Here is a 26,296-nt window from a genome sequence, read left to right on the forward strand (position 1 = left end):
ATTCGACGCCGATACAACGACGGATGGGTGCGATTAGTTCAATTCGGCGGAGTCGCCGTCCTCCGGCAGCGCCACGTCCATGACGGGCGGCACCTCGAGTGGCAGCAGGACGATGAACCGGGTGTCGCCGGGCTTCGACTCGACGCGCAGATCGCCGTGGTGCTTGTTGACGATGATCTTCCACGCCAGGTCCAGGCCCAGCCCGGTGCCTTCGCCGACGGGCTTGGTGGTGAAGAACGGTTCGAAGATGCGCTCGAGTACGTCCTCCGGGATGCCGGGACCGGTGTCGCAGATCTCGACGCGCAGCATCTCGTTGGCCTCGCGACAGGTGCGGATCGTCAGCGTGCCGCCCTTGCTGCCCATCGCGGCGATCGCGTTGTCGATGATGTTGGTCCACACCTGGTTGAGATCGCCCGGGAAGCAGGGGATCGGCGGCAGAGTGTGATCGCAGTCCTTGGCCACCTTGATGTGGCACGTGCTGTCCTTGCCCAATCGGTCGGCGAACATGGTCAGCGTGCTCTTCAGCAGATCGTGCACATCGGCCACCTGGAACGGCGCGCGGTCCAGCTGCGAATACTGCTTGGCATCGGCGACCAGGGCCGAAATGCGCTGGCTCGCTTCGACAAGCTGATTCATCAGCAGTTCGCTCTCGATGGTGTAGCTGATCCACTGGATCGCCTGCCCCAACGACGTCGACGCCTCGAGTTCCTCGGCGGTGGCCGCGATGCGCTCCAGCCAGTCGGTGTCGACGCCGCCCTCGACGAACGTCGGCGCGATGTCCCAGCCGCCGTCGATGCCGTGGTCGTCCAGCCAGTCGCCGACGGCGTCCTCGCGGTCCGCGGTCTCGATCGCGTTCAGGTGCACCGACGCGGACTTGACGACCTCCTCGGCGACGGCGTCCTGCAGCCGTACCAACGCATTCAGCGTCTCGGGGCTCACCGTGCCGTCGGCCAGCATCGCCAATTTGCCACGCATGTTGGAGATTCGGCCGCGTAGCTCCTGGGCGGCGCGCGAGATGGCGGCGGCCGGGTTGTTCAGCTGATGGGTGAGACCGGCCGACAACTGGCCCAGCGCGAGCAGCTTCTCGCGGTTGTCGATCAGGCGGCGCGTCCGTTCGCTGCCGACCGCGATCCCGTCGAGCAGGTGCACCGCCATCGGGAACTGATCTTTCATGAACGCGGCGAAGGCCGGGGCGTCCATCACGAAGAACCTCGACGGCTTGGTCACGTGTACCGAGGTGTTGTAGTACTGACTCTTCTCGTGCGTAAACGCTTGCCACGCACCGCAATACACGCCCGGCTGGGAGGTCCGGTTGGTCTCGATGTCCTGGCCGCCGGACAGCTTTGACATCGCCAACTCGCCCTCGATGAGGACGTAGAAGCAGGTTGCGTCGTCCCCTTCGAGGAAGAGCGGGCCGGGTTCGTAGCTGTCGATCTCCCCGACGTTGCACAACGATGCGAGCTGTGCGTCGGTGAGATGCTCGAACAGGAACAGCGTGCGCAATTCGTCTGCGTTGCAATCCTTCTGCATCGTCATGACTCCGCCAGGTAACGGTGTACCAGCATCACGGCCATCGACCCTTCGCCAACCGCCGCGGCGACCCGCTTGGCGGATTCGGAGCGCACGTCGCCGGCGACGAACACGCCGGGCACGCTGGTTTCCAGATGGTGCGGCGGCCGATCCAGCGACCAGCCGCACACGTTGCGCAGGTCCGGTCCGGTGAGGATGAAGCCGTGGTCGTCGCGGGCCAGCACCCCGTCGAGCCATTCGGTGCGCGGTGCGGCGCCGATGAAGATGAACATCCGTCCGCAGCTGACGTCCTCGGTGGTGCCGGTCTTGTTGTCGATCAGCGTCAGCGTCTCGAGGTGCTCATCGCCTGTCGCGCAATGCACCTCGGTGCAGGTGCGGACGGTGATGTTCGGGTTCGCCTCGATCTGCTGGATCAGGTAGTGCGACATCGACGCTTCCAGCGACGGGCCGCGCACCAGGATGGTGACCGACTTGGCACGGGTCGACAGATGCATCGCGGCCTGGCCCGCCGAGTTCGCGCCGCCGATGACGTAGACCTCGTCGCCCTCGCAGTCGGCGGCGACGGACGCGCCGTAGTAGATACCGCGACCCGAAAAGTCGGCACAGCCATCGGCTTTGAGCTGGTTGTAGGCGACCCCGGTGGCAACGATGATCGCGCGCCCGTCGATCGAGCTGCCGTCGTCGAACCGGACCGTCCGCCGGGCGCCGTTGACCTCCAGTGCGACCGCGGTGCGGGTGGTGATCAGTTCGGCGCCGAACTTCTCCGCTTGCCGACGCGCGCGGGTGGCCAGCTGGTCGCCCGACACCCCGTCGGGAAAGCCGAGGTAGTTCTCGATCTTCGAGCTCTGGCCGGCCTGCCCGCCGGTCGCGGTGGACTCGATGAGCACGGTGTGCAGGCCTTCGGACGCGCCGTAGACCGCGGCGGCCAGGCCCGCGGGCCCGCCGCCGACCACGATCAGGTCGTAGAAGTCCTGCGACGGCGTGGTCGTCAGGCCGAGGGTGTCGGCCAGCTCTGCGTCGCTGGGCTCCACGAGCGGGTCGCCCTTCTCGGTGACGACGACGGGCAGCCGCTTGCCGTCTTCGCCGGCGGCCAACAACAGTTGCTCGCCGTCGGGTTGGTCGGCCTCGAACCACTTGTAGTGCAGCCCGTTGCGGACCAGGAAGTTGCGGGCCTCCCAGGATCGCGCGTGCCAGCGGTGCCCGATGAGCTTGGTGTGCGGGATCGCGCGCTCCGGCATCCGCCGCCAGGCCTCGAGCAGCTCGTCGATGACGGGATAGAGCTTCTCCTCGGGCGGATCCCACGGCTTGAGCAGGTAATGGTCGAGGTCGACGACGTTGATCGCGTCGATCGCGGCGTGGGTGTCGGCGTAGGCGGTCAGCAGCACCCGCTTGGCGACGGGGTAGAGGACCATCGCCTCTTCCAGGAACTCAATGCCGGTCATCTGCGGCATCCGGTAGTCGGCGACCAGCACCGCGACCGTCTCGCCGCGCAGTTTGAGCTGCTTGAGGGTGTCCAGCGCGTCCGGGCCCGATTCCGCCCGCACGATGCGGTGCGCGTCGCCGTAGCGGCGGCGCAGATCCCGGGCGACGGCGCGGGAGACCGCGGGATCGTCATCCACGGTCAGCATCACCGGTTTGCGGGATGCGGTGTCGGCGGGCGCGGGATTAGTCATCGTCGCCAATTATGCGCTCGTCAGGCCCCGTGCGGCACGTGCGGGAAATGTCTGGTCGCCGCCCCGCGCGGTTAATCGCGCGATCGCGTGAGCCGCGATAGCTTCGGATGCGACCATGGCACAGCGATGGAAAGCGGCAGGAGGGCCTCGTTGCAGGGATCGACGTTCGGGAACTACCGGCTGCTCGAATTGCTGGGGCGGGGCGGCATGGGTGAGGTGTGGCGCGCCCACGACACCGTCATCGACCGGATCGTCGCGATTAAGATCCTGCCGCCCGACATCTCCCAAGACGACGTATTCCAGCAGCGGTTCCGCCGTGAAGCGCACGCGGCCGCCCGCCTGAACAGCGCACACGTGGTGCCGATCCACACTCACGGTGAGATCGGCGGGCGGCTGTTCGTCGACATGCGCCTGGTCGAGGGCGACAACCTGCAGTCGCTGCTGGACGCCGGGCCGCTGCCACCGGAGCGGGCGGTGCGGTTCATCGAGCAGATCGCCATGGCGCTGCAATCGGCGCACAAGGCTGGACTGCTGCACCGCGACGTCAAGCCGTCCAACATCCTGATCGACGACGACGACTACGCGTACCTGATCGATTTCGGCATTGCCCGGGCGGCGGGCGAGCGGGCGCTGACGACCGCCGGCGATGTGATGGGCACCTTCTACTACATGGCCCCCGAACGCTTCATGGCTCAGGACGAGACCGGCCCGGGCATCGACGCCCGCTCGGACATCTATTCGCTGACGTGTGTGCTCTACGAGTGCCTGACGTCGAAGCGCGCGTTCCCCGGCGACAGCCTGGAGCAACAGGTCACCAGTCATCTGTCGGCGCCGCCGCCGCGGCCGTCGCTGACCCGGGCGGGTGTCTCGCCGGCTTTCGACGCCGTCATCGCCCGGGGTATGGCGAAGAATCCCGTCGAGCGCTACGGCAGCGCCGTGGAGTTGGCGCGCGCCGCCCGAGAGGCCCTGTCGACGCCCGGATCGGGACCCGGCCCGGTCAGCGTCCCGCGGCCCGCGCCCCAGCGCGCGGCGCCCCCGCCGACTGGGCCCGAATCGTTCACCCAGGCCGCTCCGAACAGCCAGCGCAAGCTGCTGTTGGGCCCGCCGTGGTGGCAGCGCAAGCCGGTCATCATCGCGGCGGCCGCCCTGCTCGTGGTCGCGGTGATCGTCGGCGTGGTCGGCGGCAGTGGTGGTCATGACGAGTCGACCACGAATCTGCGGCAGACCGTGCTGCCGTTCACCGGCCTACGCGAACCGCAGGGGCTGTCGGTGGATATCGGCGGCACGGTCTACGTCGCCGACACCATGCACAACCGGATCCTGGCGTTGTCGGCCGGGTCGACCGACCCGGTGGTGCTGCCGTTCGAGGGACTCAGCTCGCCGACCGGCGTCACCGCTGACAACACCGGCACGGTCTACGTCAACGACGCCGGCAACAAGCGTGTGCTGGTCCTGCCGAGCGACACCCGCAAACAGGCCGCGCTCCCGTTCGCCGATCTCGACCGGCCGACCGGTCTGACGGTGGACAGTTCCCGCACGGTGTACGTCACCGACACGACCAGGAATCACGTCGTCGCGCTGGCGGCCGGCTCGAACAAGCAGTACGAGGTGCCGTTCACCGGACTCAACGCCCCCACCGGGCTGGTCGTCGGTCCCAGCGGAACCATCTACGTCGCCGACAGCGGCAACAACCGGGTGCTGTCGCTGCCTCCGGGCTCGACGACGGAAACCACGCTGCCGTTCGTCGGTCTGTCCGACCCGGGCGGTGTGACCGTCGACAGTCAAGGCGCGGTGTACGTGACCGACAGCAAGAGCAATCGGGCTCTGAAGCTTCCGGCGGGCTCCAGCCAGCAAGACGTGCTGTCGTTCACCGACCTCGATTACCCGTGGGGTCTGGCCGTCGACAACATCGGTACCGTTTACGTAGCCGGGCACAACAACAAGATCCTGGCGCTGCGACCGGAGTAGGCGCTTTTTGCGCCGACCGCGTCACTGCAGGTACAGTCGACCTTCGGTGCGGCGTTTCTTGCCGACTTTTGCGTGCCCAGTCTTAGGAATTTCCTGTAACCGGCTCACGTTGAGGGTCGGGTGAATGCTGCGCCGATCAGGGCGAATACGCGATACGAAGCGATAAGACGAGGATTCGAAGAGAAGCATGGCCAAGAAGGACGGCGCCATCGAGGTCGAGGGCCGCGTGGTCGAGCCCCTGCCCAATGCGATGTTCCGCATTGAGCTGGAAAACGGCCACAAGGTGCTTGCCCACATCAGCGGCAAGATGCGACAGCACTACATCCGCATCCTGCCCGAGGACCGGGTGGTGGTGGAGTTGTCTCCCTACGACCTGTCCCGGGGCCGCATTGTTTACCGCTACAAGTAACCAGCCCGAATACAGCAACCGAGTAGACAGAACAGGATCCGAACAGCCGTGAAGGTGAACCCGAGCGTCAAGCCGATCTGCGACAAGTGCAGGGTGATCCGTCGGCATGGACGGGTCATGGTGATCTGCTCTGATCCGCGCCACAAGCAGCGGCAGGGCTAGCACCTGCCGCTTCATCGGCGCACACAACTGAATGCAGACCTCCCAGCACCACTAGGCATATTGGCTGCCTGGCTACGTCCGGAACGGAGGCCGGACCCCGAAGCCCTGAGTTGTTTTCCGGGTTCGGGAACGGGCTGGGAATTGAGACCTCCGCATAGAGAAGGAATGCCATCCCATGGCTCGATTGATGGGCGTTGACCTCCCGCGCGACAAGCGCATGGAGGTCGCGCTGACCTACATCTTCGGCATCGGCCGAACCCGATCCATCGAAATCCTGGCCGCGACCGGGATCGACAAGGATCTGCGCACCAAGGACCTGACCGACGATCAGGTGACCCAGATGCGTGACTACATCGAAAGCAATCTCAAGGTCGAGGGTGACCTGCGCCGCGAGGTCCAGGCCGACATCCGCCGCAAGATCGAGATCGGCTGCTACCAGGGCCTTCGACACCGCCGCGGCCTGCCTGTGCGCGGTCAGCGCACCAAGACCAACGCGCGTACCCGTAAGGGCCCGAAGCGCACCATCGCCGGCAAGAAGAAGGCCAGGTAACACCATGCCCCCAGCAAAGAAGGCGGCCGCTTCCGCGCCCAAGAAGGGTCAGAAGACCCGGCGGCGGGAAAAGAAGAACGTTCCGCACGGCGCCGCGCACATCAAGAGCACGTTCAACAACACGATCGTGACGATCACCGACCTGCAGGGCAACGTCCTGGCCTGGGCGTCGTCGGGTCACGTGGGCTTCAAGGGGTCGCGTAAGTCGACGCCGTTCGCCGCCCAGCTGGCTGCCGAGAACGCCGCCCGCAAGGCGCAGGAGCACGGCGTCAAGAAGGTCGACGTCTTCGTGAAGGGTCCGGGTTCGGGCCGCGAGACCGCGATCCGTTCGCTGCAGGCCGCCGGCCTGGAGGTCGGCGCGATCTCCGACGTCACGCCGCAGCCGCACAACGGCTGCCGTCCGCCGAAGCGGCGCCGGGTCTAGGGAGGAACTGAAAGATGGCTCGTTACACCGGACCCGTCACCCGCAAGTCGCGCCGCCTGGGCGTCGACCTCGTCGGCGGTGACCAGTCGTTCGAGAAGCGCCCCTACCCGCCCGGCCAGCACGGCCGCGCGCGGATCAAGGAGAGCGAATACCGCCAGCAGCTGCAGGAGAAGCAGAAGGCCCGCTTCACCTACGGCGTCATGGAGAAGCAGTTCCGCCGCTACTACGCGGAGGCCGCGAGCCGTCCCGGCAAGACCGGTGACGAGCTGCTGCAGATCCTGGAGAGCCGGCTGGACAACGTGGTGTACCGCTCCGGCATCGCCCGCACCCGCCGCATGGCGCGACAGCTGGTGAGCCACGGTCACTTCACCGTCAACGGCGTCAAGGTGACCATCCCCAGCTATCGGGTGTCGCAGTACGACATCATCGACATCAAGGGGACGTCGCTGAACACCGTGCCGTTCCAGATCGCCCGCGAGACCGCCGGCGACCGTCCGATCCCCGGCTGGATCCAGGTGGTCGGGGAGCAGCAGCGGATCCTGATCCACCAGTTGCCCGAGCGCGCCCAGATCGAGGTCCCGCTCACCGAGCAGCTCATCGTCGAGTACTACTCGAAGTAGCACCCTGAGCCAGCCGGCTCAGGTCTGAACGGCATCAAATAGCGGGTGCCGAGAAGGAGATAGAGAAACACCATGCTGATTTCACAGCGGCCGACTTTGTCCGAAGAGGTCATCAGCGACAGCCGTTCGCAGTTCGTCATCGAGCCGTTGGAGCCGGGTTTCGGCTACACGCTGGGTAACTCGCTGCGGCGCACGCTGCTGTCCTCGATCCCGGGCGCGGCCGTCACCAGCATCCGCATCGACGGTGTGCTGCACGAGTTCACCACGGTGCCGGGGGTCAAGGAAGACGTCACCGACATCATCCTGAACCTGAAGAGCCTGGTCGTATCGTCCGAGGAGGACGAGCCGGTCACCATGTACCTGCGCAAGCAGGGCCCGGGCGAGGTCACCGCGGGTGACATCGTGCCGCCGGCCGGCGTCACCGTGCACAACCCCGAGATGCACATCGCGACCCTGAACGACAAGGGCAAGCTCGAGATCGAGCTCGTCGTCGAGCGTGGGCGCGGTTACGTCCCGGCCGTGCAGAACAAGGCGTCGGGTGCCGAAATCGGCCGCATCCCAGTCGATTCCATCTACTCGCCGGTTCTGAAGGTCACCTACAAGGTGGACGCGACCCGTGTCGAGCAGCGCACCGACTTCGACAAGCTGATCCTCGACGTCGAGACCAAGAGCTCGATCGGCCCCCGGGACGCGCTGGCGTCCGCGGGTAAGACGCTGGTCGAATTGTTCGGTCTGGCGCGGGAACTCAACGTCGAGGCCGAGGGCATCGAGATCGGCCCGTCGCCTGCCGAGGCCGACCACATCGCGTCGTTCGCGCTGCCGATCGACGACCTGGATCTGACCGTGCGCTCGTACAACTGCCTCAAGCGCGAGGGCGTGCACACCGTCGGCGAACTGGTCTCGCGCACCGAGTCCGACCTGCTCGACATCCGCAACTTCGGTCAGAAGTCCATCGACGAGGTGAAGGTCAAGCTGCACCAGCTGGGTCTGTCGCTCAAGGACAGCCCGGCCAGCTTCGACCCGTCGGAGGTCGCGGGCTACGACGTGGCGACCGGTACCTGGTCCGCCGAGGCAGCCGCCTACGACGACCAGGACTACGCCGAAACCGAACAGCTGTAAGAACATTGGAGTCCCGGTCCTACCTGATACGGGGGCCGGCCCCTTTAAGGAGAAGTCGCAATGCCCAAGCCCACCAAGGGTCCTCGCCTCGGCGGATCGTCCTCGCACCAGAAGGCGATCCTGGCCAACCTGGCCACGTCGCTGTTCGAGCACGGCCGGATCAAGACGACCGATGCGAAGGCGCGGGCACTGCGTCCCTACGCCGAGAAGCTCATCACCCACGCCAAGAAGGGCACGCTGCACAACCGGCGTGAGGTGATGAAGAAGATCCGCGACAAGGACATCGTGCACGCCCTGTTCGCCGAGATCGGGCCGCACTTCTCCGACCGCAACGGTGGCTACACCCGCATCATCAAGGTCGAGAACCGCAAGGGCGACAACGCCCCGATGGCGGTCATCGAGCTGGTTCAGGAGAAGACCGTGACGTCTGAAGCCAACCGTGCGCGGAGCGCGGGCGCCGCAAAGGCCGTCGAGCCCAAGGCTGCCAAGGCCGAGCCGAAAGCCGAAGAGGCCGAAGAGGCCACGGCCGACGAGGCCGAGGTCGGCGACAACGTGGACGCCGCGGAAGCGGACCCGACCACGGCCGAAGCTGAAGAGGCCGGGGACGCTGACGAGTCCTGACGGTAAGTCGTTGAAGAACGAGCCCGCCATCGACACTGATGGCGGGCTCGTTCGTCTCAGGCTCGATATCGCTTACGACGGAACCGAATTCGCGGGCTGGGCCACCCAGGCCGGGCAGCGCACCGTCGCGGGCGTATTGGAGGAGTCGCTGTCGACGGTGTTCCGCACCGAGTTGAGACTCCGTGCGGCCGGACGCACCGATACCGGTGTGCACGCTACCGGCCAGGTCGCCCACGTGGATGTCCCCGCCGATGCGCTGCCGAATGTCTACCCGCGTACGCCGCGGTCGGGTCAGCCCGAGTTCCAGCCGCTGGTCCGGCGGCTCGGTCGGCTGCTGCCCGCCGACGTCCGCGTGCGCCGAATCCAACGGGCGCCAGCGGGTTTCGACTCACGCTTCTCGGCGCTGCGCCGCCACTACGTCTACCGGATCTCGACCGCCGATTACGGCGTGGATCCACAACAGGCCCGGTTCATCACCAGTTGGCCGCGGCTGCTCGACGTCGACACGATGGCTTCGGCATCGCGGAAGTTGCTGGGGCTCAATGACTTCGCGGCATTCTGCCGGCACCGCGAGGGTGCGACGACGATCCGCGACCTGCAGCGCTTCGACTGGGTGCGCGACGGCGACCTGATCACCGCGCAGGTGACTGCCGACGCGTTCTGCTGGTCGATGGTGCGCTCGCTGGTCGGCGCGGTGCTAGCCGTCGGCGAGCATCGGCGAACCGTCGACTGGGTTGCCGAGTTGCTCACGGACACAAGGCGTTCCAGCGACTATGCGGCCGCCCCGGCGCGGGGCTTGACCCTGGTGGGGGTGGACTATCCGCCGGACAGCGAGTTGCAGGCGCGGACGCTGATCACCCGCGACCTGCGTACCCGCAACTAGACTTTGCCGGCGACGAAGTTCGCGGCCTGATCCACCAAGCCCGAGTCGATGTAGGACGACTGTAGGTGTGACGACCAGTGGATGTCGTGGATGCTCGGTTTGCAGATCGGGTCGCCCTGCGCGCACTGGTCGATCGTCCTACCTGCGAAGGCGGGGGCGACGTTGTGGGTGCCGTTACCGAACAAGGCGACCGCGGCGACGTGCCGATCCACACCCGGGGGGATGTGCGCTGCGGTTGCGACGTCAGCCACCTCGGCACCCAGGGAGTAGCCGCCGAGCACCTCGCGGGTGTCCGGGCAGCTACTGGCCATGGATTGAACGTGCGCGCCCATATCGTTGGCGCCGCTCTCGACATCGATGTTTGCCGGATAGTTGACGCCGTAAGCCCCGACCGACATGTGCGTCTTTGCGCGCAGCGAATTGACCAATGCATCGCCAACTGCACCGAGTCCGGGTGGCTCCTCTCGGCCGCGGGCGAAGACGACCTCCACGCCCGGACAGGCCGCCGAGGCGACCGGAAGGGACGTCACGGAACGGGGTGCCAGCGCGGGGGCGGCCAGCAGACCGGCCGCGAACGACGCCACCGCTGCCAGGCGGATCAAGCTTGATCGCATGAGCAAACGTTAGCGGGTAAAACTAATTGCCCGCTGTGAGCGACCTGTGGTCAGCCGAGCTTTCCGGCGACGAAGTCGGCAGCCTGGTTGACCTGGCCATCGTGGATGTAGCCGCCGGCCATGTGCTGTGACCAGTTGTTCTGCCAGGTGTGGGGATCGGCCGGGTTGCAGATCGGATCGGCGCCGTGGCACAGGTCGATGGTGCGGTCGGCGTAGAGGCCGTTGAGGTTCGCGATCGGGCCCACCCAGTTGCTGCCGTTGCCGAAGAGGGCGACCGCGGCGACGTGCTGGTCGGCCCCGGGCGGAAGCGGATTGGTGAAGCCGAACATCGCGCCGGGAGCCGCCAGCACGACGTCGGTGACCGCGGCGCCGAGCGAGTAGCCGCCCAGCACCACCCGGGTGTCCGGGCAGCCGTTGATCGTCGACTGGACATGGGCGCTCATGTCGTTAGCGCCTTGGGCGACTTCGGTATTGGCGGGGTAATTCACCGCGTAGAGGCTGACGTTGCGGCTGACCTTGGATCTCAAGGCGCTCACGAAGGCGTTGCCGAGTATGCCGGCGCCCGGCGGTTCCTGCCGTCCGCGGGCGAACACCACCTCGACGTCAGAGCAGGAGGCCGATGCTGCCGGGATCAGGATCGCGGGCGCAAGCGCCAAGCCGGTGGCGAGCGCGAGTCTGCTCAGCGTCGAACGCGGGGTCATGTCGGGCCCGACGATTCAGCGAAAGGACGCGGGCCGAGTCTGGTCGACGACGGTCGGGCCGGGAACCGGGGAGGCGGGGCCGGGGCCGGGCAGCGGGCCCTGCCCAGGCTGCGGGCCGTCCTGGCCGTGCACCGGGCTCTGGCCGGGTCCGGGCGGCAGACCCAGCTGGCTGCCGTCGGGGCCGGTCTGGGGGAGCACCGAGAGCAGGCGGGTGGAGACGAAGCTGGCGGCCTGGTTGGTGAAGACGGGCACGTAGCCGTCGGTGTGGCCCTTCCACTCGTTGCCCGCGCCGGCGTGGCAGATCGGGTCTTCGGGGTTGCAGTAGTCGACGGCCTTGGCGCCGAAGTTCGCGCTCTGCGCGGCGATCGACCCGCCGCTGCGGTCGGCCGGGTTGCCGAAGGTGGTGACGGCGATGACGTGGGTGGCGTACTGCGCGGGCAGCGCGTCGCCCCAGCCGACGCCGCCGATCTGGGTGCCGGTGACGATGTCGACCACCGAGGCGCCCTGGGAGTAGCCGCCGAGCACCTGCGGGGTGGCCGGGCATTTGTCGGCCATCTCCTTGATGTGCTTGATCGCGTCCTTGGCGCCGTCGTTGCCGTGGATCTGCAGCAGGGTGGCGCGGTAGTCGACGGCGTAGGCGTCGACGTTCTTGCCGGTGTTCTGCTTGATGCCGTCGGCGAGGGCCTGGCCGACGCGGCCCAGACCCTTGGGCTCATCGGTGCCGCGGGCGAATGTCAGCGCGACGTCGGGGCAATTGTCGGCCTTGGCCGGCGGGGCCGTGGCGGGGGCGTTGACGAGCAACCCTGCTCCCAGCAATGCGACCGCGGTCAGATTGAAGCGCCGTGACCAGGCACGACGGGGCGTTGCGGGACTCTTGCAGTTAATGCTCACCAGGTGATTCTACGGATTTTCGGGTCCTCGGTCACATTCAACGGTTTAGGCATTGGCTGTGGATCGCGGAGATGGCGGGGAGGCTCGGCTGCCTAGCGTGAGCTGCGATGGCATGGCAACCGACCACTGGGCTGCAGATCAGCGGGCACCGGTTCCTGCGCAGGCGTCTCGAGTGCGCGCTGTTGGGTCGTGATCCGCGGACCGTCAACGAGTCGCTGCGGGGTCCGGCGCACTCGCTGGCGGCCGGCGCAGCGGTGAGCGTCGTGCTGCTGGCCGGCTGCCTGGTGCTCGCGCTCCTGCGCCCCCAACCCGACGCGGAAACGGCGCCGATCGTGATGGAACGACAGTCGGGCGCGCTCTATGTCCGGCTGGGCGACACGCTGCACCCCGTCCTGAACTTGGCATCGGCGCGACTGATCCTTGGGACCGATGCGGATCCTCGGCCGATGGCCGCATCGGCGTTCCGTTACCCACGGTTGGGCCCGCCGCTGGGCATCCCCGGCGCCCCGCAGGCTCTTGGAAAGCCGCTCGACGAATCGTCCTGGACCGTCTGCGACGGACGCGACGGCACGACGGTGATCGTGGGTGGGCAGCGTCGATCCGATGCCCTGAACCGCGACCAGGGTCTGCTTGTCACGCCGTCCTCCGGCGGTTCGACGTATCTGATGTTCGACGGCCGGCGCGCCATGTTCGATCCGGGTGACGCGGCGGTCGCGCGCGCGTTGGGGCTCGACGGCCTGCGCCCCTTTCCGGTGTCGTCGGTGCTGCTCAATCTGATACCCGAAGCGCCGCCGATAGTCGCCCCGCGAATACCCGATTCCGGCGGGCGCGGGCCGGAGACGCTGCCTGGGTTCACGGTCGGCAGCGTCCTGCGGGTGGCTCGTAGCGAGGGCGACGAGTACTACGTCGTGCTGCGTCACGGCATTCAGCGGGTCGGTAGGGTTGCCGCCGAACTGATGCGCTACGCCGACTCACAGGACACCCGCACCACGATTTCTGTTGCGCCCGATGTCATTCGAGCCACAAAGTCGGTGATGTCGCTACCCGTATTCGATCTTCCCGACAAGACGCGGGCGCTGCCGATCGCCGACGGTGCGACGCTCTGCGTCACGTGGGACTTCACCTCAGGCGGTGCGACTGTCTCGTTTTCGATTGGCGCACCGACCTTTCCGGCGGGGCAAGAACCGGTTCGGCTGGTCCAAGGGGACGGGCCCGGACCAGCCGTCGATGCGGTCTACCTGTCACCGGGCCGGCTGGCTTATGCGCGGGCGACCAGCTTGTCCGGTGCCAATGTCCGAGCGGGCACTCGATACCTCGTGTCGGACACGGGCGTGCGCTTCGCCGTGCATGACGACGCCGCGGCACACGATCTCGGCCTGCCCGACACGGCGCCGGCCGCACCGTGGTCGGTGCTGGCGGCGTTGCCCGCCGGTCCGGAGTTGAGTCGAGTCAATGCCTCAGTCGCACGGGATGTTTCGTCGCCGTAGCCGCCCGCGAATCAGGCCACCGGTCAACATTGCCGCGAACCCGATTCCGCAGATCGCCGCGCCGACCAATGCCGTGTTGCGTGGTCGGTGGTCGGGTGACTGCGGCGGACGGGGCGTGGCGACGGGCCGCGATGTGGGGGAGGCGGACGGTGCGGGGGTGTCGGTGCTGACCGCAGCAAGCACGTCGACGACACCCGCGCCGACGCGTGGGTTCCACCCGCCGGGTGGATGCTGAGCGGTGGTCTTGATGCGCTGCATGACCTGGCGGGCGGTCCAGGTCGGGAATCGCGACCGGATCAACGCCGCCAACCCGCTGACGACGGGGGCGGCGAAGCTCGTGCCCACGAGCGCGGTCGAGCTGTGTTTTCCTGCAACGGTATTGGCCAACCCGTTGCCCGAGATGCTCAGCGAGATCACCCCTTCACCGGGTGCGGCGACATCGACCCACGGCCCGGCGAGGGTGAACGAGGACGGCTCTCCGTTCGCGTCGACCGAACCGACGGTCAGCACGAATTCGTCGTACCAGGCCGGGCTGACGACGGTCGTGTCGGCGGCGCACTGCCCTGCGCCGGCATTGCCCGCGGCAGTCACCACTACGGCGTTCTTGATGTCGACCGCATAGGCCAACGCGGCCCCGAGTGGGCGATCGTCGAGCGTCGCGTCGTCCCGGGCGCACGCGACCGAGGAAATGTTGATCACCGAGGCGCCCATGTCGGCGGCGGTCCGCACGGCCCTGGCCATGGTGTCGACGTCGCCGAATCCCGACGCTGCCGAATCCCGCGCGGCGCCGAACCGCGTGCTGGATTGCCGGATGCTGATCAGGCCGGCCTCCGGGGCGACGCCGCTGAACGCGTCCGCGCGGTGGGATTCCGCTGTGGCGGCGATGATCCCGGCCACCGCGGTCCCGTGCCCGTCGCAGTCCTGCAGGCCGTCACCGGTCGACACGTAGTCACCACCGGCCACGAGGCGCGGAAGTCGGGGATGCGGCGCGACCCCGGTGTCGATGACGGCGACGCGTTGGCCCGCGCCGCGACTGAGCCCCCAGGCCTGCTGCAGATCAAGTCCGGATAGCTGGCTGGTAGCGGCGGCGCGGTCGAGCGACGGCATCGCGCAGATGTCGCGCTGCACGGTCGGCGTCGGCGGACGTGCCGGGTCTGCTTTCGGGAGCCGACTGTCGTCGATCGGCGGCGGCGCCACGGCGCACGCCGGTGCGGCGATGCACAGTGGTACCGAGACTATTGCCGCGATGGTCATGCATCGCCGTGCGAACCTCACGACAGATCCAGGCCGCGGATGGCGCCCAGTAGGCCGCTCAGCCACAGTGCCAGCGGCGCGACAGCGGCGAACGCGGCCGACTCCACCAATTCGATGCTTCGCCGCACGCCTGGCGAGACGTTGACCCGGTTGCCGCCGAGCCCGAGGGTGGCAACACCCAGCGCCACGCAGAGTCCCGCGACCGGCAGCGTGTGGCGTGGGTGAGCCACGGCGAAAGCCAGAAAAGCGGCGCCGACGCAGACCGACCCGCAGACGATAAGCGACACGGCACGTGTGACGTCGTGATGTGTGCGGGCGCGCAGGATCATGACGCTGCCGACCACAACGGCGAAAATGGTTGCGGACGTGGACATTCGGGAGGCGGCACAGACCACACCGAGAGCCGCGGCTGCCGAGGGTGCGGCGATCAGGCTGGTGAGCCACGCGTGCGCCCGACGGGCATGCTGTGGTTCCTCGGCGGACAACCGCGCTAGCGCGACCGATATCGACGGGGCCGCTTCGATCACAGCCAACGACGCGGCCGCCAGTCCCGCGCCGATGACGGCAGGTGACCCGCCGGTGATGACCGCAGCGAACGCAGCCGCGGTGCAGGCCGTACCGCTACACGCGAGTGTGGTGAATATGACGGTGTGACAACCGATCGTGCGCATCACCGTCGCGGACGTGGCCGCGGCCGCGGCGGCGAACAGGGCGTTCGGTGCTCCCGGGCCACCGGGAACGGCGAGCGACCCCGCGAGTCCGCCGCATCCCACGGCCACCACGCCGAGCGCCAACCCGGCCGCCTGTTCGCTGAAGACACGGTATGCGGTGACCGCAGCTAACAGCGCAAGCAGCCCGATCGTCGCGGCCACGCCAACGCAGCCCAGACGCTGTCCGCCGTCGGGTCCGAACCCATTCCGCAGCAGCACCATTGCGCCGACGACGGAGAAGCCGCCCCCGACGAGCGCGGCCACGGACTGTGCTGCAGGCCGGCTCCACCGTCGCTCGATACCGGCAACCTCCGTCGAGACCGCTTCGGCCGCATCGTCGCACGGCGGTGGCAGGAAGGCGGTCGCTTCATGAGTCAGGGTCAGAGACATCCCATCGGCAATCAATAACTCGGACAGCGTCTTCGATGGGGCCACCACCCGGCCTTGCACGACGAGGCGGTATCGACGAGCGACGTGTCCGGCGTCGAAGTCGGTGTGCTGCGTCAAGGCGTCGACCATGGCCGGTATCAGCGATCCGACCGGTTCAGCCGCCGACACAACCGCGTCGACTCGTGCGGCGTCGGCGTGAATCGACACCCGCCGCACTTCGCTCACGGCACCCAAGCTAGACCGGCCAAAGGTGCGCGGTATCCAGTGATCCACAGGCGACTTGCCGACCACGTGAGCGGTACCTACCGTGCCGGAATATGGAGGGCGCGAGGCCGTTCGACGCCGGTCAGCGGTTGACGCCGCCGGCGTACGCCGACCACGACACCGCCGTTACCGCACCGCCGGAAGCGGCCGAGACGGCAGCGAATCCCTTGATTCGCTTCCTTCCGATAGTGACGGCCCTGGCGACGGTCGGAGCCATGGCGGTGGCCTACCACGCCCGCTCGGCCATCGCGCGGAACCCCGCGTTCATGATCTTCCCGCTGATGATGCTGACGTCGGCTATCGCGACGGTGCTGCCCGGGGCGGATAGGCGTCGCGGTGAGACGAATACTCGCCGCGCGGACTACCTGCGTTACCTCTCCGAACTACGGGCAGATGCGCTCAGGGTAGCTGCGGCGCAGCATGATTCACTGCTCTGGAGCCATCCCGATCCCGACACGTTGTGGACCCTCGTGGGTGGTCGGAGGATGTGGGAGCGGCGCGCGGGCGACGCCGATTTCTGCCAGGTTCGCATCGGGTTGGGTGCGGTGACGCTGGCGACCCGGATGATCGTCCCGGAGATTGCGCAGGCAAGCCGCGTAGATCCGGTGGGCGTGGCTGCGCTGCAACGATTTCTCGACACGCACTCGTCGTTCTCCGGTATGCCGGCGGCGGTTGCGCTGCGCGGCCCAGCGGTTGTGCGCGTCAGCGGCGATCCGTCACGCGCACGGGCAGTGGTGCGCGCCTTGGTCTGCCAACTGGCCGTGGCGCATGATCCGTCGGACGTCCTGATCGCCGCCGTCGCACACCGAACTCGGCACGAGTGGGATTGGTTGAAGTGGTTGCCACACAACCAGCACCCGCAGGCGCGCGACGATGTCGGCCCGGCGCGAATGGTCTATGACACGGCGGCGGCCGCACGGGCAGCGCTCGACGGGGTGAAAGTCCCACAACTCTTGGTGGTGGTCGACGGGGGCGAGGATCCGCAGTGGGACGACCGCGACCTGACGACGGTACGGATTGACACCCGCGAGGGTGAGCCAGTGGCAGTCTCTTTGTCCGGCAATGACATTGCCGCGCTACCCGATGAGCTGAGCAACGAATCGGCACTGCTGTGTGCGCGGCGATTGGCTGGCTATCGTACCGCCCGTCTGCATGGTGCGGCGCCGGGCACGACCTGGCAAGACCTCGTCGGCATCGCCGATGTGGCCGCATTCTCGCCGAGTGGCCATTGTGCGGCCAAGAGCCTGCGAGTTCCGGTCGGCACCACGGCCGCAGGTACGACGGTCGAACTCGACATCAACGAGGCCGCCGCTGGTGGTATGGGACCCCACGGACTGTGTATCGGCGCAACGGGTTCGGGGAAGTCGGAGTTTCTGCGTACCGTTGCCTTGGGAATGATCGTCGGCCACCCGTCCGATCGGCTGAATCTGATCCTGATCGACTTCAAAGGCGGGGCAACGTTTTCTGGCTTGGAATCTGCGCCGCATGTGGCCGCGGTCATCACGAACCTGTCCGACAAGGCCGCGCTGGTCGCCCGGATGCGTGACGCGTTGATGGGGGAGTTGAATCGGCGCCAAGAGCTGCTCCGCGCGGCCGGCAATGTCGACGGCATCGCCGCCTATCGGCGCCGGCGGCAGGTCGATGCCGCGATGGACCCGCTGCCGGTGTTGTTCATCATGGTCGACGAATTCTCCGAACTACTGAGCCAACAACCCGATTTCGCCGAGGTATTCGTCGCGATCGGGCGGCTGGGACGATCGCTGGGAGTGCATCTCCTGCTCGCGAGTCAGCGCCTCGACGAGGGCAGATTGCGGGGACTCGAGTCACATCTGTCGTATCGGGTGTGCTTGAAGACGCTGTCGGTCAACGAGTCTCGGGCGGTGCTCGGAACCTCGGAGGCCTACGAGTTGCCTGCCGCGCCGGGGGTGGCGTATCTGCGGGTCGGCACCGAGGGACCGGTGCGATTCCAGACCGCTTTCGTATCCGGGTCGTCGGTGGCCGCATTGCCTCGCAAAGGTGGCCGGTCGCTGGATGGTCCGCCGCTGCGTGTATTCACCACCGCACCCGTCGGGGCCACCGTCCGCGACGGGGATGACGAAATCGCAACCGGGCCAACGGTTCTGGATGCGATCGTCGAACGGTTCAGCGGAGCCGGTCCGCCGGCCCACCAGGTGTGGCTGCCGCCGCTCAGCGAATCGCCTGACTTGGGTGCTGTCCTGGCAGAGGTCAGCCCCCGCGTGGCGCTCACCGCGCCGATCGGTGTCGTAGACCGGCCGTTCGAGCAACGTCGCACGTCGCTGGTGGTCGACTTGTCCAGGGCAGCGGGCAATGTCGCGGTCGTCGGTGCCCCGCAATCCGGAAAGTCGACATGCGTGCGCACGCTGGTCATAGCGCTGGCGACGACGCACGATCCGCGCACGGTGCAGTTCTATTGCCTGGACTTCGGCGGTGGGGCATTGGCTTCGTTGCGCGACCACCCCCACGTGGGCTCGGTCGCCGGGCGGACGGAACCCGAACGGGCACGCCGCACCATTGCCCGCCTCGTCGCACTCGTTCGCTCGCGTGAGGTGCTCTTTCGTGAGCACGGAATCGAGTCGGTCGAGCGCTATCGGCTGCTCAAGGCGACCGATGATCCGGCATGCGATCAATTCGGCGATGTCTTCCTCGTCATCGACGGGTGGCTCGGGCTTCAGCGTGAGATCGAAACCGCGGAGACTTCCGTCACGAGCCTTGCGGTGGAAGGACTCTCGTACGGGGTGCATGTCGTGATCTCCGCCTCGCGCTGGGCCGACATCCGGCCCGCGTTGCGGGACCAGATCGGCACCCGGATTGAGTTGCGACTGGGGGACCCCGCGGATTCGGAACTCGACCGGCGGCGCGCGCAGCAAGTTCCCCGGGGCACGCCCGGCCGTGGTCTGACTCACGACGGGATGCAGATGGCCATTGCGCTGCCACGCATCGACGGTTCCGTGTCTGGAGACGGATGGACAGCGCCGCCGATCCCGGTCCTGCCGAGATCGATCGACCAAGACAGCCTGGCCACCTGCGAGGCAGGGGTCACTCTCGGGGTGGAGGAGGTCGAGCTTCGCACGGTGGCAATCGATTTCGACCAGGAGCGGCATCTGATTGTTCTCGGGGATGCCGAGTGTGGAAAGACCGCGACATTGCGGACGATATGTCGTCAGCTGATGCGTACACCGGCCGCGACTCGGCTGCTCGCCATCGACCCCCGGCGTTCGCTCACCGACGTCGTCGAGGTTGTGTCGCTCGATGCTTTCAGTGCGCAGATGCCGCGATTGCTGGACACGCTGCGTGCAAGACTGCCAGGGTCGGGCGGCGCGCCGCTGCCTGAGATCTACATGGTGATTGACGATTACGACGCGCTCGCCGCTGTCGGCGAAAACCCGTTGGCGCCTCTGGTCGAACTGTTGCCGCACAGCCGGGACATCGGTTTGCACCTGGTGGTGGCGCGCCGCAGTAACGGTGCCGCCCGGGCCATGTACGAGCCCCTATTGGCGGGGTTGCGCGACGCCGGTTGTGCGACATTGCTGATGAGTGGCAATCCCGATGAGGGCCTTGCGGTCGGCCCGGTGCGACCGACACCGTTGCCGCCCGGTCGCGGCGTACTGATCACTCGGCGCGGCGAGTCCCAGCTGATTCAGGTTGGCTGGTCGCCGGCGCCGTGAGGTCACACGTCATCGAGGTCGGGCCGAGTGAAATCCGTCGATTCTGTTGCGGTGGAGTCAATCTCGTTGATTCCGAGTCGGCGCGAACGGCACTTGAAAGTATAGATGACCAGATCGCGCTGGTCGAGAGTAGACCGGCGAGCGTCGCGTCGTTGTGGGAAGACATCTTCAGGTCCATCGATTGCGGTGCGCCGGAAGGCAAGCTCGTGGTCCACCCGTCCTGGTGGTCGTCGGCGCGACTGGCCGTGATCCGTGGTGCAACAGACGCTCTGGCCGGTCCCGTCGAGCTGCGGCCGCGGACCTTCGTGCTCGGTGGTGCGTCATCGTCGACGGTGATCGTCGAGATTGCAGACGATTTCGTGGTGGTCACGGGTGAATCGGTGACCGCCGAGCGGCGCGGCACGGACACGGGCGGAGTCGCTGCCGCCATCCGAACGATGACGGGGGAGATCGGTAGCACGGTCGTGATCGACGTGCCGTCGACGGTCCGCGATGCCGCGAAGTTGGCCACCGAGATCGCCGAACAGTTGCCGGGCGACGTGGTGCTCGTTGATGACATCCGGTTTCGAAAGCTGGTCCGAGAGCTGCCCGCGAAAGCGAGCTCTCCGGTGCCTCAAGAGCCCGCGCGCCGGATGAGCTTCCGATCCGCGTTGTCATCGGTTGCGGTGGTGGCCGGGCTCGTCACCGGAGTCGGTGCGATGCACCTCGGTTCTGATTCGGCTGCGGGGCAGGACTTTCCGACGACCGATGTGGTGGAGGGGCGAGTAACGCTGAAGGTGCCGGCGCAATGGACGACTCAACGCGTTGTCACGGGGCCGGGCTCAGCCCGGGTGCAGGTGACGTCGCCGACGGATGCGGAGGTGGCGTTGCACGTGACCCAGTCGAGAGTCGCGTTGCAGGGCCTGGAGGCGACGGCCGAATTCCTCAAGTCCGCGATCGATGCGGCGGATGCCGGCGTGTTCGTCGACTTCAATCCGGGAGACCACATCGCGGGCCGTCCGGTCGTGAGCTACCGCGAGGTGCGGCCCGGCCATGTCATCCGTTGGATCGTCTGGGTCGAGCGGGCGATCCGGATCAGCATCGGCTGTCAGAGCCGTCGCGAGGATGACGACCCAGTGCGCCGCGAGTGCGACCTGGCCGTTGGATCCGCGCACGTCCTTGAGTGAAATCGACGGAACCGAAGCGCGGTGGCAGAAGTCTTATATGTCGTTAGCGCGGTTGGCCCGCAACGATCGACAGAGAGAAGACCCAGTGAGCGCACCGATGGGTGGCAATGCACTCAGCACCGATTTCGAACTGATGCGCTCGGTCGCCGCGGCCATCGAAACCCGAAATGAGGAGATTCGCGCGGCGTTGCAGGCGTTCATCGGGCGCATGAGCGCTGTGCCGCAGTCGGTCTGGGGTGGCATGGCGGCCGCCCGATTCAAGGACGTCGTGCATCGATGGAACGCGGAGTCGCTGAAGCTGCACCAGGCACTCCACGGTATCGCCGAGACCATCCGCTGCAACGAGGTCACGCTGCGCGAGGCGGCCGACAATCACGCGGCCCACATCGGCGCCGCCGCCGGAAGTCTGTGATGGATACGCGATTGTCCTACAACTTCGACGAGATCGAGGCGTCGGTGAGGCAGGAGATCCACACCGCGTCGACGCGCTTCAACTCCGCCCTGCAGGAATTGCGGGCGCAGGTTGCCCCGCTGCACGAGTTGTGGACCCGCGAGGCGGCGGCGGCGTACGGCGTCGAGCAGATCAAGTGGCACCAGGCGGCCGCCGCGCTGAACGAGATCTTGGTCGACCTCGGCAACGCCGTCCGCGATGGCGCCGACGATGTTGCGGCTGCGGACCACCGAGCGGCGGGCGTATGGGCCCGTCCGGGGCATTGAGCCCGCAAAGACTCTGCGCGGTTCCGTCGGTAAGGAGAGACCGGCGGAACCGCGCAGTCACCTACGGCCGTCCACGCGCCTGGGCGTTGCTCGGTTGCCGTCGGCGCTGTCGCTGACCTGTCCAGACTTTCCGCGACAACGCCGCGCTGCTCGACACCTCTCCGCGGCGCGTCAGCCAGCTCGCGAACTCGTGATATCGCCCGTGGTCACAAAACCAAAAAAGAGAGACACCTCAGACAGGTGGCCAATGAGGCTTGTGTGGCGACTGAGGTATCGGCAACGGCCCGAATGACGCGTTTTGACCTGCGCGGATAACCGCCGGTAAGCTGCTCCGTTGGCGTGCGGTACGCCGGGACTCGGGTCAACGTCGGTCGCCGAGATCTTCCCTTCCGCACTATGCCTGACCGGCAGCCCGGGTCACCGGGATCCACTCGAGAGAAGAGAAGGTAAGCGCTGTGTCCACATACGCGCCTAAGGCGGGTGACACCACGCGGTCGTGGTACGTCATCGACGCCCAGGACGTGGTGCTCGGTCGCCTCGCCGTCGCGGCAGCCAATCTGCTGCGCGGCAAGCACAAGCCGACGTTCACGCCCAACACCGACGGTGGTGACTTCGTCATCATCATCAACGCCGAGAAGGTCTCCCTCAGCGGCGACAAGGAACACAAGAAGCTGGCCTACCGCCACTCGGGTTACCCCGGCGGGCTGAAGAGCCGCACGATCGGCGAGCTGCTGGAAAAGCACCCCGACCGCGTGGTCGAGAAGGCCATCGTCGGCATGATCCCCAAGAACAAGCTCGGCCGTCAGATCAAGAAGAAGCTGCACGTCTACGCCGGCCCGCAGCACCCCCACGCTGCCCAGCAGCCGACCCCGTACGAGATCAAGCAGGTGGCCCAGTAATGACCGAGACCGCAGGAACTGATACCGAAGCCGTCGTCGAAGAGGTCATCGAGACCCCCGAGGCCGAGGCAGCCCCGGCGCCGCGCGAGGACCACATCCTCATCGAGCGCCCGATCCAGACCGTCGGTCGCCGCAAGGAAGCCGTCGTCCGCGTCCGCCTGGTGCCCGGCACCGGCAAGTTCGACCTCGACGGCCGCAGCCTGGAGGCTTACTTCCCGAACAAGGTGCACCAGCAGCTGATCAAGGCCCCGCTGGTGACCGTGGACCGGGAGGGCGCCTTCGATGTGTTCGCGCACCTCGACGGTGGCGGCCCGTCCGGCCAGGCCGGCGCGCTGCGTCTGGCCATCGCCCGTGCGCTGATCCTCGTTCAGCCCGAGGACCGGCCCGCGCTGAAGAAGGTCGGCTTCCTCACGCGTGACCCGCGTGCCACTGAGCGCAAGAAGTACGGCCTCAAGAAGGCCCGCAAGGCGCCTCAGTACAGCAAGCGCTGATCTTTTTGGCCGCGAGCGTGCATCGTTGTACGCACGCGTCGGCGTGTCGGCGTACAAATGCGCACGCTCGCGGCATAAAGGAGAGTTATGGGTCGACTATTCGGCACTGACGGCGTCCGGGGAGTAGCCAATCGCGAGCTCACCGCCGAGCTCGCGTTGGCCCTCGGGGCCGCCGCCGCACGCCGTCTGACCAGAGCTGGAAGTGGTCGCCGCCGCGTCGCGGTGATCGGCCGCGACCCCCGCGCCAGCGGCGAGATGCTGGAAGCCGCGGTCATTGCCGGTCTCACCAGCGAAGGCGTCGACGCGCTGCGCTGCGGCGTCCTGCCCACCCCCGCGGTCGCCTACCTCACCCACGCCTATGACGCCGACTTCGGCGTGATGATCTCCGCGTCGCACAACCCGATGCCCGACAACGGCATCAAGATCTTCGGTCCCGGCGGGCACAAGCTCGACGACGCGACCGAAGACCAGATCGAGGACCTCGTCGCCGGCGGGCCCGGGCTGCGGCCCGTCGGCTCCGACATCGGCCGTGTGGTCGACGCCGAGGACGCCCTCGACCGCTACCTGCGTCAGGTCGGCAAGGCCGGCACGACGGTCCCGCTCGACGGGCTGACCGTCGTGGTGGACTGCGCGCACGGCGCCGCCTCGGCCGCCGCGCCGCGCGCCTACCGTGCTGCGGGGGCCCGCGTCATCGCGATCAACGCCGAACCCACCGGCCTCAACATCAACGACCGTTGCGGCTCAACGCATTTGGATGTGGTTCGCGCGGCCGTGCTGGAGCACGGCGCCGACGTCGGCCTTGCGCACGACGGCGATGCCGACCGCTGCCTGGCGATCGACGCCACCGGCGAGGTCATCGACGGCGACGCGATCATGGTCGTCCTCGCGCTGGCGATGCAGGAGTCCGGCGAGCTGGCCGGCAACACGCTGGTCGCGACGGTCATGAGCAATCTCGGCCTGCACCTGGCGATGCGCGCGGCCGGCGTCGAGGTCCGCACCACCAGCGTGGGCGACCGATACGTGTTGGAGGAGTTGCGATCCGGCAAGTTCAGCCTCGGCGGTGAGCAGTCCGGCCACATCGTCCTGCCCGGTCTGTCGACCACCGGTGACGGCATCCTGACCGGCCTGCGGCTGATGTCACGGATCGCGCAGACCGGCACGTCGCTGGCCGACCTGGCCTCGGCGATGCACACGCTGCCGCAGGTGCTGATCAACGTCGACGTCGCCGACAAGGCCGCCGCCGTCGCCGCGCCGTCGGTGCAGACCGCGGTGCAGGAAGTCGAGGACGAACTCGGTGACACCGGTCGAATCCTGTTGCGGCCGTCGGGAACCGAGCAGATGATCCGCGTGATGGTGGAAGCGGACGACGAGCACGTCGCCCACCGGCTTGCCGCCCACGTCGCGGACACGGTGCGCGCCACCCGCTGAAACCCGCGGGAACCGTCGCGCGAGCAGTCGCGTCGAACTTGGTATGGCACAACGAAACGCATTCGTCGACGTTGCAGCGGTCCGTGCCGTCGCGAATCGATGCGACGACGCGGCCCATCTGGTCGACGGCGCGGTCCGCGCCCAGTTCGGCAGGCTGGCCTTCGACGGGACGACAGCAGGTCGCGCCTACATCGGCCAGGGTGATGCGCTGCGGTTTGCGTTGCATCGGCTGGGCGGCGAACTCACGCAGTGGGCCCGGGCCACCATGGAGGTCGCCGCCGCGCTGCGGGCCAGCGCGGATCGCTACGACGACGCCGACCAGCTCGCCGCCGCGCGGATAGCCTGAGCCATGGCAGAGCGCTACGACGTAGCGGGACGCCTCGCCGAGGGTGAGACGGCGGTTGGCCACATCGAGACCTACGTGCAGGCGTGTCAGGCGCTCGGTTATCAGCAACCGGATCTCACCGCGCGTCCGTCGCAGGTGGGGGACTGGTATGCGACCGAGGCCGGGCTCGACCTGCGGGTCCTTGACGGCGATGTCGGTGAATTACGCGCTGCGCTCACGGCGATCGAGGAGGCGTTGTGGGTGCAGCGTAGCCAGGTCACCGAATTGGCCGCGGCTTGGCGAGGTTCGGGCGCGGAGTCGGCACGGCGGTTCCTGCAGCGGCACTGCGACGCCGCCACGGAGGTGGTCGCGCACGTGCGCGCGGCTGCGGAGCACTGCGCGACGTTGCGCGACGACGTGTGGCAGGCGGTCGACGGCAAGGTAGCGACCACAGTCGCCATCGACGACCGCAGCGCGGCCGAGCGATCCACCTGGCTGAGCGCTTCGCATGCCACGGGCTCACCCGAGTCGCAGGTCGTGATTCACCAGCGGGTAATGCCATTCGTGGACAACGACATTCGCAACGACTGGCTCGCCGCGATGAGTTCGGCCAACGCCACGGTGGCGGCGTCCTACGACGCGGCCATCCACGCGCTGGCCTCCGCGCGCGACACGTCGTTCGACGTTCCGGGCGACTTGGGGCCGAGGTGGCAACCGGCACCCGAGGAGCGTCCGGTCGCGGATGTCACACCCGCGATGGCGTTGCCGGCCGCTCCGTTGCCGACTGTGCCCGCGGCCGCGCCCGCCCCACCGCCCGAGCCGCTACAGCCCGAGCCGCTACCCCCCGACGATGTGCCGCCGGAGGCTGTCTCGCCGCTGAGCGATCCCAGCGGATTATCCTCCGGTGCAGGCGGTCTCGGCGGGCTCGGCGGTATGACGGGCGGAATCGGCAGCGTGCTCGGGAGCATTGTCGACAGCATCGGCAACCTGATCGGCTCGCTGGCCGGTGGCGCGGGCGGGACGTCGGGACTCGAGGATGGCCCGACAGACCTCCGCGACGTCGACGACCCGCTCATCGATGACGTCGACGAGCCCGACGACGTGGCCGAACCGGCGGATGCGGCCCTGCCGGATCCACCGGTTGTCGAGAGTGCTTCCGCCCCGGCCGAAGCCGAGCCGACGGCGCAACCGATCCAGCCGCCGGACGCCCCACCTCCCGCCGAGCAGCCGCCACCACCCGCTGCAGCGCCGGCGGCCGATGGGTCGACTCCGTGTGAGATCGCCGAGGATCAACTGCCGCAGGTGGGCCAGTAG

26 protein-coding genes are annotated in these 26,296 nt (G+C 67.5%); 19 read left to right on the top strand and 7 right to left on the bottom strand.

Annotated elements, in window-relative coordinates; genetic code table 11:
• Positions 1 to 33 precede the first annotated feature (33 nt).
• On the bottom strand, positions 34 to 1,530 hold the full coding sequence (locus tag PT015_RS22740) for an ATP-binding protein (RefSeq protein ID WP_285191239.1): 1,497 nt from the start codon (positions 1,528 to 1,530) through the stop codon (positions 34 to 36).
• Between the two features lie 2 nt (positions 1,531 to 1,532).
• Positions 1,533 to 3,203 (bottom strand): FAD-dependent oxidoreductase, encoded by a 1,671-nt coding sequence (locus PT015_RS22745; RefSeq protein WP_285187422.1) that lies wholly within the window; start codon positions 3,201 to 3,203, stop codon positions 1,533 to 1,535.
• A 150-nt stretch (positions 3,204 to 3,353) separates the two neighbouring features.
• Between PT015_RS22745 and PT015_RS22750 the strand changes: the two genes are divergently transcribed.
• From PT015_RS22750 to truA, 9 genes are all read left to right on the top strand, one after another.
• Complete coding sequence (locus PT015_RS22750; RefSeq protein WP_285187423.1) at positions 3,354 to 5,171, top strand: serine/threonine-protein kinase PknD; 1,818 nt, start codon at positions 3,354 to 3,356, stop codon at positions 5,169 to 5,171.
• Positions 5,172 to 5,358: 187 nt separating this feature from the next.
• Positions 5,359 to 5,580 (top strand): translation initiation factor IF-1, encoded by a 222-nt coding sequence (infA, locus tag PT015_RS22755; RefSeq protein ID WP_003418601.1) that lies wholly within the window; start codon positions 5,359 to 5,361, stop codon positions 5,578 to 5,580.
• Between the two features lie 48 nt (positions 5,581 to 5,628).
• Positions 5,629 to 5,742 (top strand): 50S ribosomal protein L36, encoded by a 114-nt coding sequence (gene rpmJ, locus PT015_RS22760; protein ID WP_003879483.1) that lies wholly within the window; start codon positions 5,629 to 5,631, stop codon positions 5,740 to 5,742.
• 175 nt (positions 5,743 to 5,917) lie between these two features.
• On the top strand, positions 5,918 to 6,292 hold the full coding sequence (gene rpsM / locus PT015_RS22765; RefSeq protein WP_240259706.1) for a 30S ribosomal protein S13: 375 nt from the start codon (positions 5,918 to 5,920) through the stop codon (positions 6,290 to 6,292).
• A 4-nt stretch (positions 6,293 to 6,296) separates the two neighbouring features.
• Positions 6,297 to 6,716 (top strand): 30S ribosomal protein S11, encoded by a 420-nt coding sequence (rpsK, locus tag PT015_RS22770; protein ID WP_285187426.1) that lies wholly within the window; start codon positions 6,297 to 6,299, stop codon positions 6,714 to 6,716.
• 14 nt (positions 6,717 to 6,730) lie between these two features.
• On the top strand, positions 6,731 to 7,336 hold the full coding sequence (gene rpsD / locus PT015_RS22775) for a 30S ribosomal protein S4 (RefSeq protein WP_285187428.1): 606 nt from the start codon (positions 6,731 to 6,733) through the stop codon (positions 7,334 to 7,336).
• A 72-nt stretch (positions 7,337 to 7,408) separates the two neighbouring features.
• Positions 7,409 to 8,455, top strand: a complete 1,047-nt coding sequence (locus PT015_RS22780; protein ID WP_285187430.1) for a DNA-directed RNA polymerase subunit alpha — start codon at positions 7,409 to 7,411, stop codon at positions 8,453 to 8,455.
• 60 nt (positions 8,456 to 8,515) lie between these two features.
• Positions 8,516 to 9,076 carry a 50S ribosomal protein L17 gene (rplQ, locus tag PT015_RS22785; RefSeq protein ID WP_285187432.1) on the top strand — a complete coding sequence of 187 codons (561 nt, stop codon included), beginning with the start codon at positions 8,516 to 8,518 and terminating at the stop codon, positions 9,074 to 9,076.
• Between the two features lie 10 nt (positions 9,077 to 9,086).
• The gene (gene truA / locus PT015_RS22790; RefSeq protein ID WP_285187434.1) at positions 9,087 to 9,959 is read left to right on the top strand and encodes a tRNA pseudouridine(38-40) synthase TruA; all 873 of its coding nucleotides are present in this window, start codon (positions 9,087 to 9,089) and stop codon (positions 9,957 to 9,959) included.
• On the opposite strand, the gene PT015_RS22795 is transcribed toward truA, so the two are convergent.
• Genes PT015_RS22795 through PT015_RS22805 form a run of 3 tightly spaced genes read right to left on the bottom strand, consistent with a single transcriptional unit; the run spans position 9,956 to position 12,090 of the window.
• Positions 9,956 to 10,573, bottom strand: a complete 618-nt coding sequence (locus tag PT015_RS22795) for a cutinase family protein (protein ID WP_285187436.1) — start codon at positions 10,571 to 10,573, stop codon at positions 9,956 to 9,958. The genes truA and PT015_RS22795 overlap by 4 nt on opposite strands.
• A 50-nt stretch (positions 10,574 to 10,623) precedes the next feature.
• Positions 10,624 to 11,274, bottom strand: a complete 651-nt coding sequence (locus tag PT015_RS22800; RefSeq protein WP_285187438.1) for a cutinase family protein — start codon at positions 11,272 to 11,274, stop codon at positions 10,624 to 10,626.
• Positions 11,275 to 11,289: 15 nt separating this feature from the next.
• Positions 11,290 to 12,090: a cutinase family protein gene (locus PT015_RS22805; RefSeq protein WP_390888051.1), complete on the bottom strand. Its 801-nt coding sequence runs from the start codon at positions 12,088 to 12,090 to the stop codon at positions 11,290 to 11,292.
• A gap of 182 nt (positions 12,091 to 12,272) precedes the next feature.
• Here PT015_RS22805 and eccB point away from each other — a divergent pair, with 182 nt between their 5' ends.
• Positions 12,273 to 13,652, top strand: coding sequence for a type VII secretion protein EccB (eccB, locus tag PT015_RS22810; RefSeq protein WP_285187441.1), 1,380 nt, complete (start codon positions 12,273 to 12,275; stop codon positions 13,650 to 13,652).
• Here the strand turns inward: eccB and mycP are convergent.
• Together mycP and eccD are read right to left on the bottom strand one after the other, a co-directional pair.
• Positions 13,623 to 14,906 carry a type VII secretion-associated serine protease mycosin gene (gene mycP, locus PT015_RS22815; protein ID WP_285187442.1) on the bottom strand — a complete coding sequence of 428 codons (1,284 nt, stop codon included), beginning with the start codon at positions 14,904 to 14,906 and terminating at the stop codon, positions 13,623 to 13,625. The two genes, eccB and mycP, sit on opposite strands and share 30 nt — an antisense overlap.
• A gap of 17 nt (positions 14,907 to 14,923) precedes the next feature.
• Positions 14,924 to 16,231 (bottom strand): type VII secretion integral membrane protein EccD, encoded by a 1,308-nt coding sequence (eccD, locus tag PT015_RS22820; RefSeq protein WP_285187444.1) that lies wholly within the window; start codon positions 16,229 to 16,231, stop codon positions 14,924 to 14,926.
• Positions 16,232 to 16,323: 92 nt separating this feature from the next.
• Between eccD and eccCb the strand changes: the two genes are divergently transcribed.
• The 9 genes from eccCb to PT015_RS22865 all read left to right on the top strand — a co-directional run bounded on the left by eccCb (position 16,324) and on the right by PT015_RS22865 (position 26,296).
• Positions 16,324 to 19,956 (top strand): type VII secretion protein EccCb, encoded by a 3,633-nt coding sequence (gene eccCb, locus PT015_RS22825; RefSeq protein ID WP_285187445.1) that lies wholly within the window; start codon positions 16,324 to 16,326, stop codon positions 19,954 to 19,956.
• On the top strand, positions 19,953 to 21,122 hold the full coding sequence (locus PT015_RS22830; RefSeq protein ID WP_285187447.1) for a type VII secretion-associated protein: 1,170 nt from the start codon (positions 19,953 to 19,955) through the stop codon (positions 21,120 to 21,122). The genes eccCb and PT015_RS22830 overlap by 4 nt, the downstream gene beginning before the upstream one ends.
• Before the next feature lie 97 nt (positions 21,123 to 21,219).
• Complete coding sequence (locus tag PT015_RS22835; protein WP_285191240.1) at positions 21,220 to 21,534, top strand: WXG100 family type VII secretion target; 315 nt, start codon at positions 21,220 to 21,222, stop codon at positions 21,532 to 21,534.
• Positions 21,534 to 21,839, top strand: a complete 306-nt coding sequence (locus tag PT015_RS22840; protein ID WP_285187449.1) for a WXG100 family type VII secretion target — start codon at positions 21,534 to 21,536, stop codon at positions 21,837 to 21,839. Before PT015_RS22835 ends, PT015_RS22840 begins: the two co-directional genes overlap by 1 nt.
• A gap of 455 nt (positions 21,840 to 22,294) precedes the next feature.
• Positions 22,295 to 22,738 carry a 50S ribosomal protein L13 gene (gene rplM, locus PT015_RS22845; RefSeq protein WP_285187451.1) on the top strand — a complete coding sequence of 148 codons (444 nt, stop codon included), beginning with the start codon at positions 22,295 to 22,297 and terminating at the stop codon, positions 22,736 to 22,738.
• Positions 22,738 to 23,229 (top strand): 30S ribosomal protein S9, encoded by a 492-nt coding sequence (rpsI, locus tag PT015_RS22850; protein WP_285187453.1) that lies wholly within the window; start codon positions 22,738 to 22,740, stop codon positions 23,227 to 23,229. Before rplM ends, rpsI begins: the two co-directional genes overlap by 1 nt.
• Positions 23,230 to 23,316: 87 nt before the next feature.
• Positions 23,317 to 24,657, top strand: coding sequence for a phosphoglucosamine mutase (gene glmM / locus PT015_RS22855; RefSeq protein WP_285187455.1), 1,341 nt, complete (start codon positions 23,317 to 23,319; stop codon positions 24,655 to 24,657).
• A gap of 43 nt (positions 24,658 to 24,700) precedes the next feature.
• A complete protein-coding gene (locus tag PT015_RS22860; RefSeq protein WP_285187456.1) occupies positions 24,701 to 25,003 on the top strand; it encodes a type VII secretion target in 303 nt (100 codons plus the stop codon).
• Positions 25,004 to 25,006: 3 nt separating this feature from the next.
• Complete coding sequence (locus tag PT015_RS22865; RefSeq protein ID WP_285187459.1) at positions 25,007 to 26,296, top strand: hypothetical protein; 1,290 nt, start codon at positions 25,007 to 25,009, stop codon at positions 26,294 to 26,296.

This window comes from Candidatus Mycobacterium wuenschmannii, from assembly GCF_030252325.1.
In the GTDB taxonomy this organism is placed as follows: Bacteria; Actinomycetota; Actinomycetes; order Mycobacteriales; family Mycobacteriaceae; genus Mycobacterium; species Mycobacterium wuenschmannii.

Excerpts from the sequence above, each read along its gene's own strand:
- PT015_RS22740 (WP_285191239.1), bottom strand. The coding sequence starts at position 1,530 with ATGCAGAAGGATTGCAACGCAGACGAATTGCGCACGCTGTTCCTGTTC.
- PT015_RS22745 (WP_285187422.1), bottom strand. The coding sequence starts at position 3,203 with ATGACTAATCCCGCGCCCGCCGACACCGCATCCCGCAAACCGGTGATG.
- infA (WP_003418601.1), top strand. The coding sequence starts at position 5,359 with ATGGCCAAGAAGGACGGCGCCATCGAGGTCGAGGGCCGCGTGGTCGAG.
- rpsM (WP_240259706.1), top strand. The coding sequence starts at position 5,918 with ATGGCTCGATTGATGGGCGTTGACCTCCCGCGCGACAAGCGCATGGAG.
- rpsK (WP_285187426.1), top strand. The coding sequence starts at position 6,297 with ATGCCCCCAGCAAAGAAGGCGGCCGCTTCCGCGCCCAAGAAGGGTCAG.
- rpsD (WP_285187428.1), top strand. The coding sequence starts at position 6,731 with ATGGCTCGTTACACCGGACCCGTCACCCGCAAGTCGCGCCGCCTGGGC.
- PT015_RS22780 (WP_285187430.1), top strand. The coding sequence starts at position 7,409 with ATGCTGATTTCACAGCGGCCGACTTTGTCCGAAGAGGTCATCAGCGAC.
- rplQ (WP_285187432.1), top strand. The coding sequence starts at position 8,516 with ATGCCCAAGCCCACCAAGGGTCCTCGCCTCGGCGGATCGTCCTCGCAC.
- PT015_RS22795 (WP_285187436.1), bottom strand. The coding sequence starts at position 10,573 with ATGCGATCAAGCTTGATCCGCCTGGCAGCGGTGGCGTCGTTCGCGGCC.
- PT015_RS22800 (WP_285187438.1), bottom strand. The coding sequence starts at position 11,274 with ATGACCCCGCGTTCGACGCTGAGCAGACTCGCGCTCGCCACCGGCTTG.
- eccB (WP_285187441.1), top strand. The coding sequence starts at position 12,273 with ATGGCATGGCAACCGACCACTGGGCTGCAGATCAGCGGGCACCGGTTC.
- mycP (WP_285187442.1), bottom strand. The coding sequence starts at position 14,906 with ATGACCATCGCGGCAATAGTCTCGGTACCACTGTGCATCGCCGCACCG.
- eccCb (WP_285187445.1), top strand. The coding sequence starts at position 16,324 with ATGGAGGGCGCGAGGCCGTTCGACGCCGGTCAGCGGTTGACGCCGCCG.
- PT015_RS22835 (WP_285191240.1), top strand. The coding sequence starts at position 21,220 with ATGGGTGGCAATGCACTCAGCACCGATTTCGAACTGATGCGCTCGGTC.
- PT015_RS22840 (WP_285187449.1), top strand. The coding sequence starts at position 21,534 with ATGGATACGCGATTGTCCTACAACTTCGACGAGATCGAGGCGTCGGTG.
- rpsI (WP_285187453.1), top strand. The coding sequence starts at position 22,738 with ATGACCGAGACCGCAGGAACTGATACCGAAGCCGTCGTCGAAGAGGTC.
- glmM (WP_285187455.1), top strand. The coding sequence starts at position 23,317 with ATGGGTCGACTATTCGGCACTGACGGCGTCCGGGGAGTAGCCAATCGC.
- PT015_RS22860 (WP_285187456.1), top strand. The coding sequence starts at position 24,701 with ATGGCACAACGAAACGCATTCGTCGACGTTGCAGCGGTCCGTGCCGTC.
- PT015_RS22865 (WP_285187459.1), top strand. The coding sequence starts at position 25,007 with ATGGCAGAGCGCTACGACGTAGCGGGACGCCTCGCCGAGGGTGAGACG.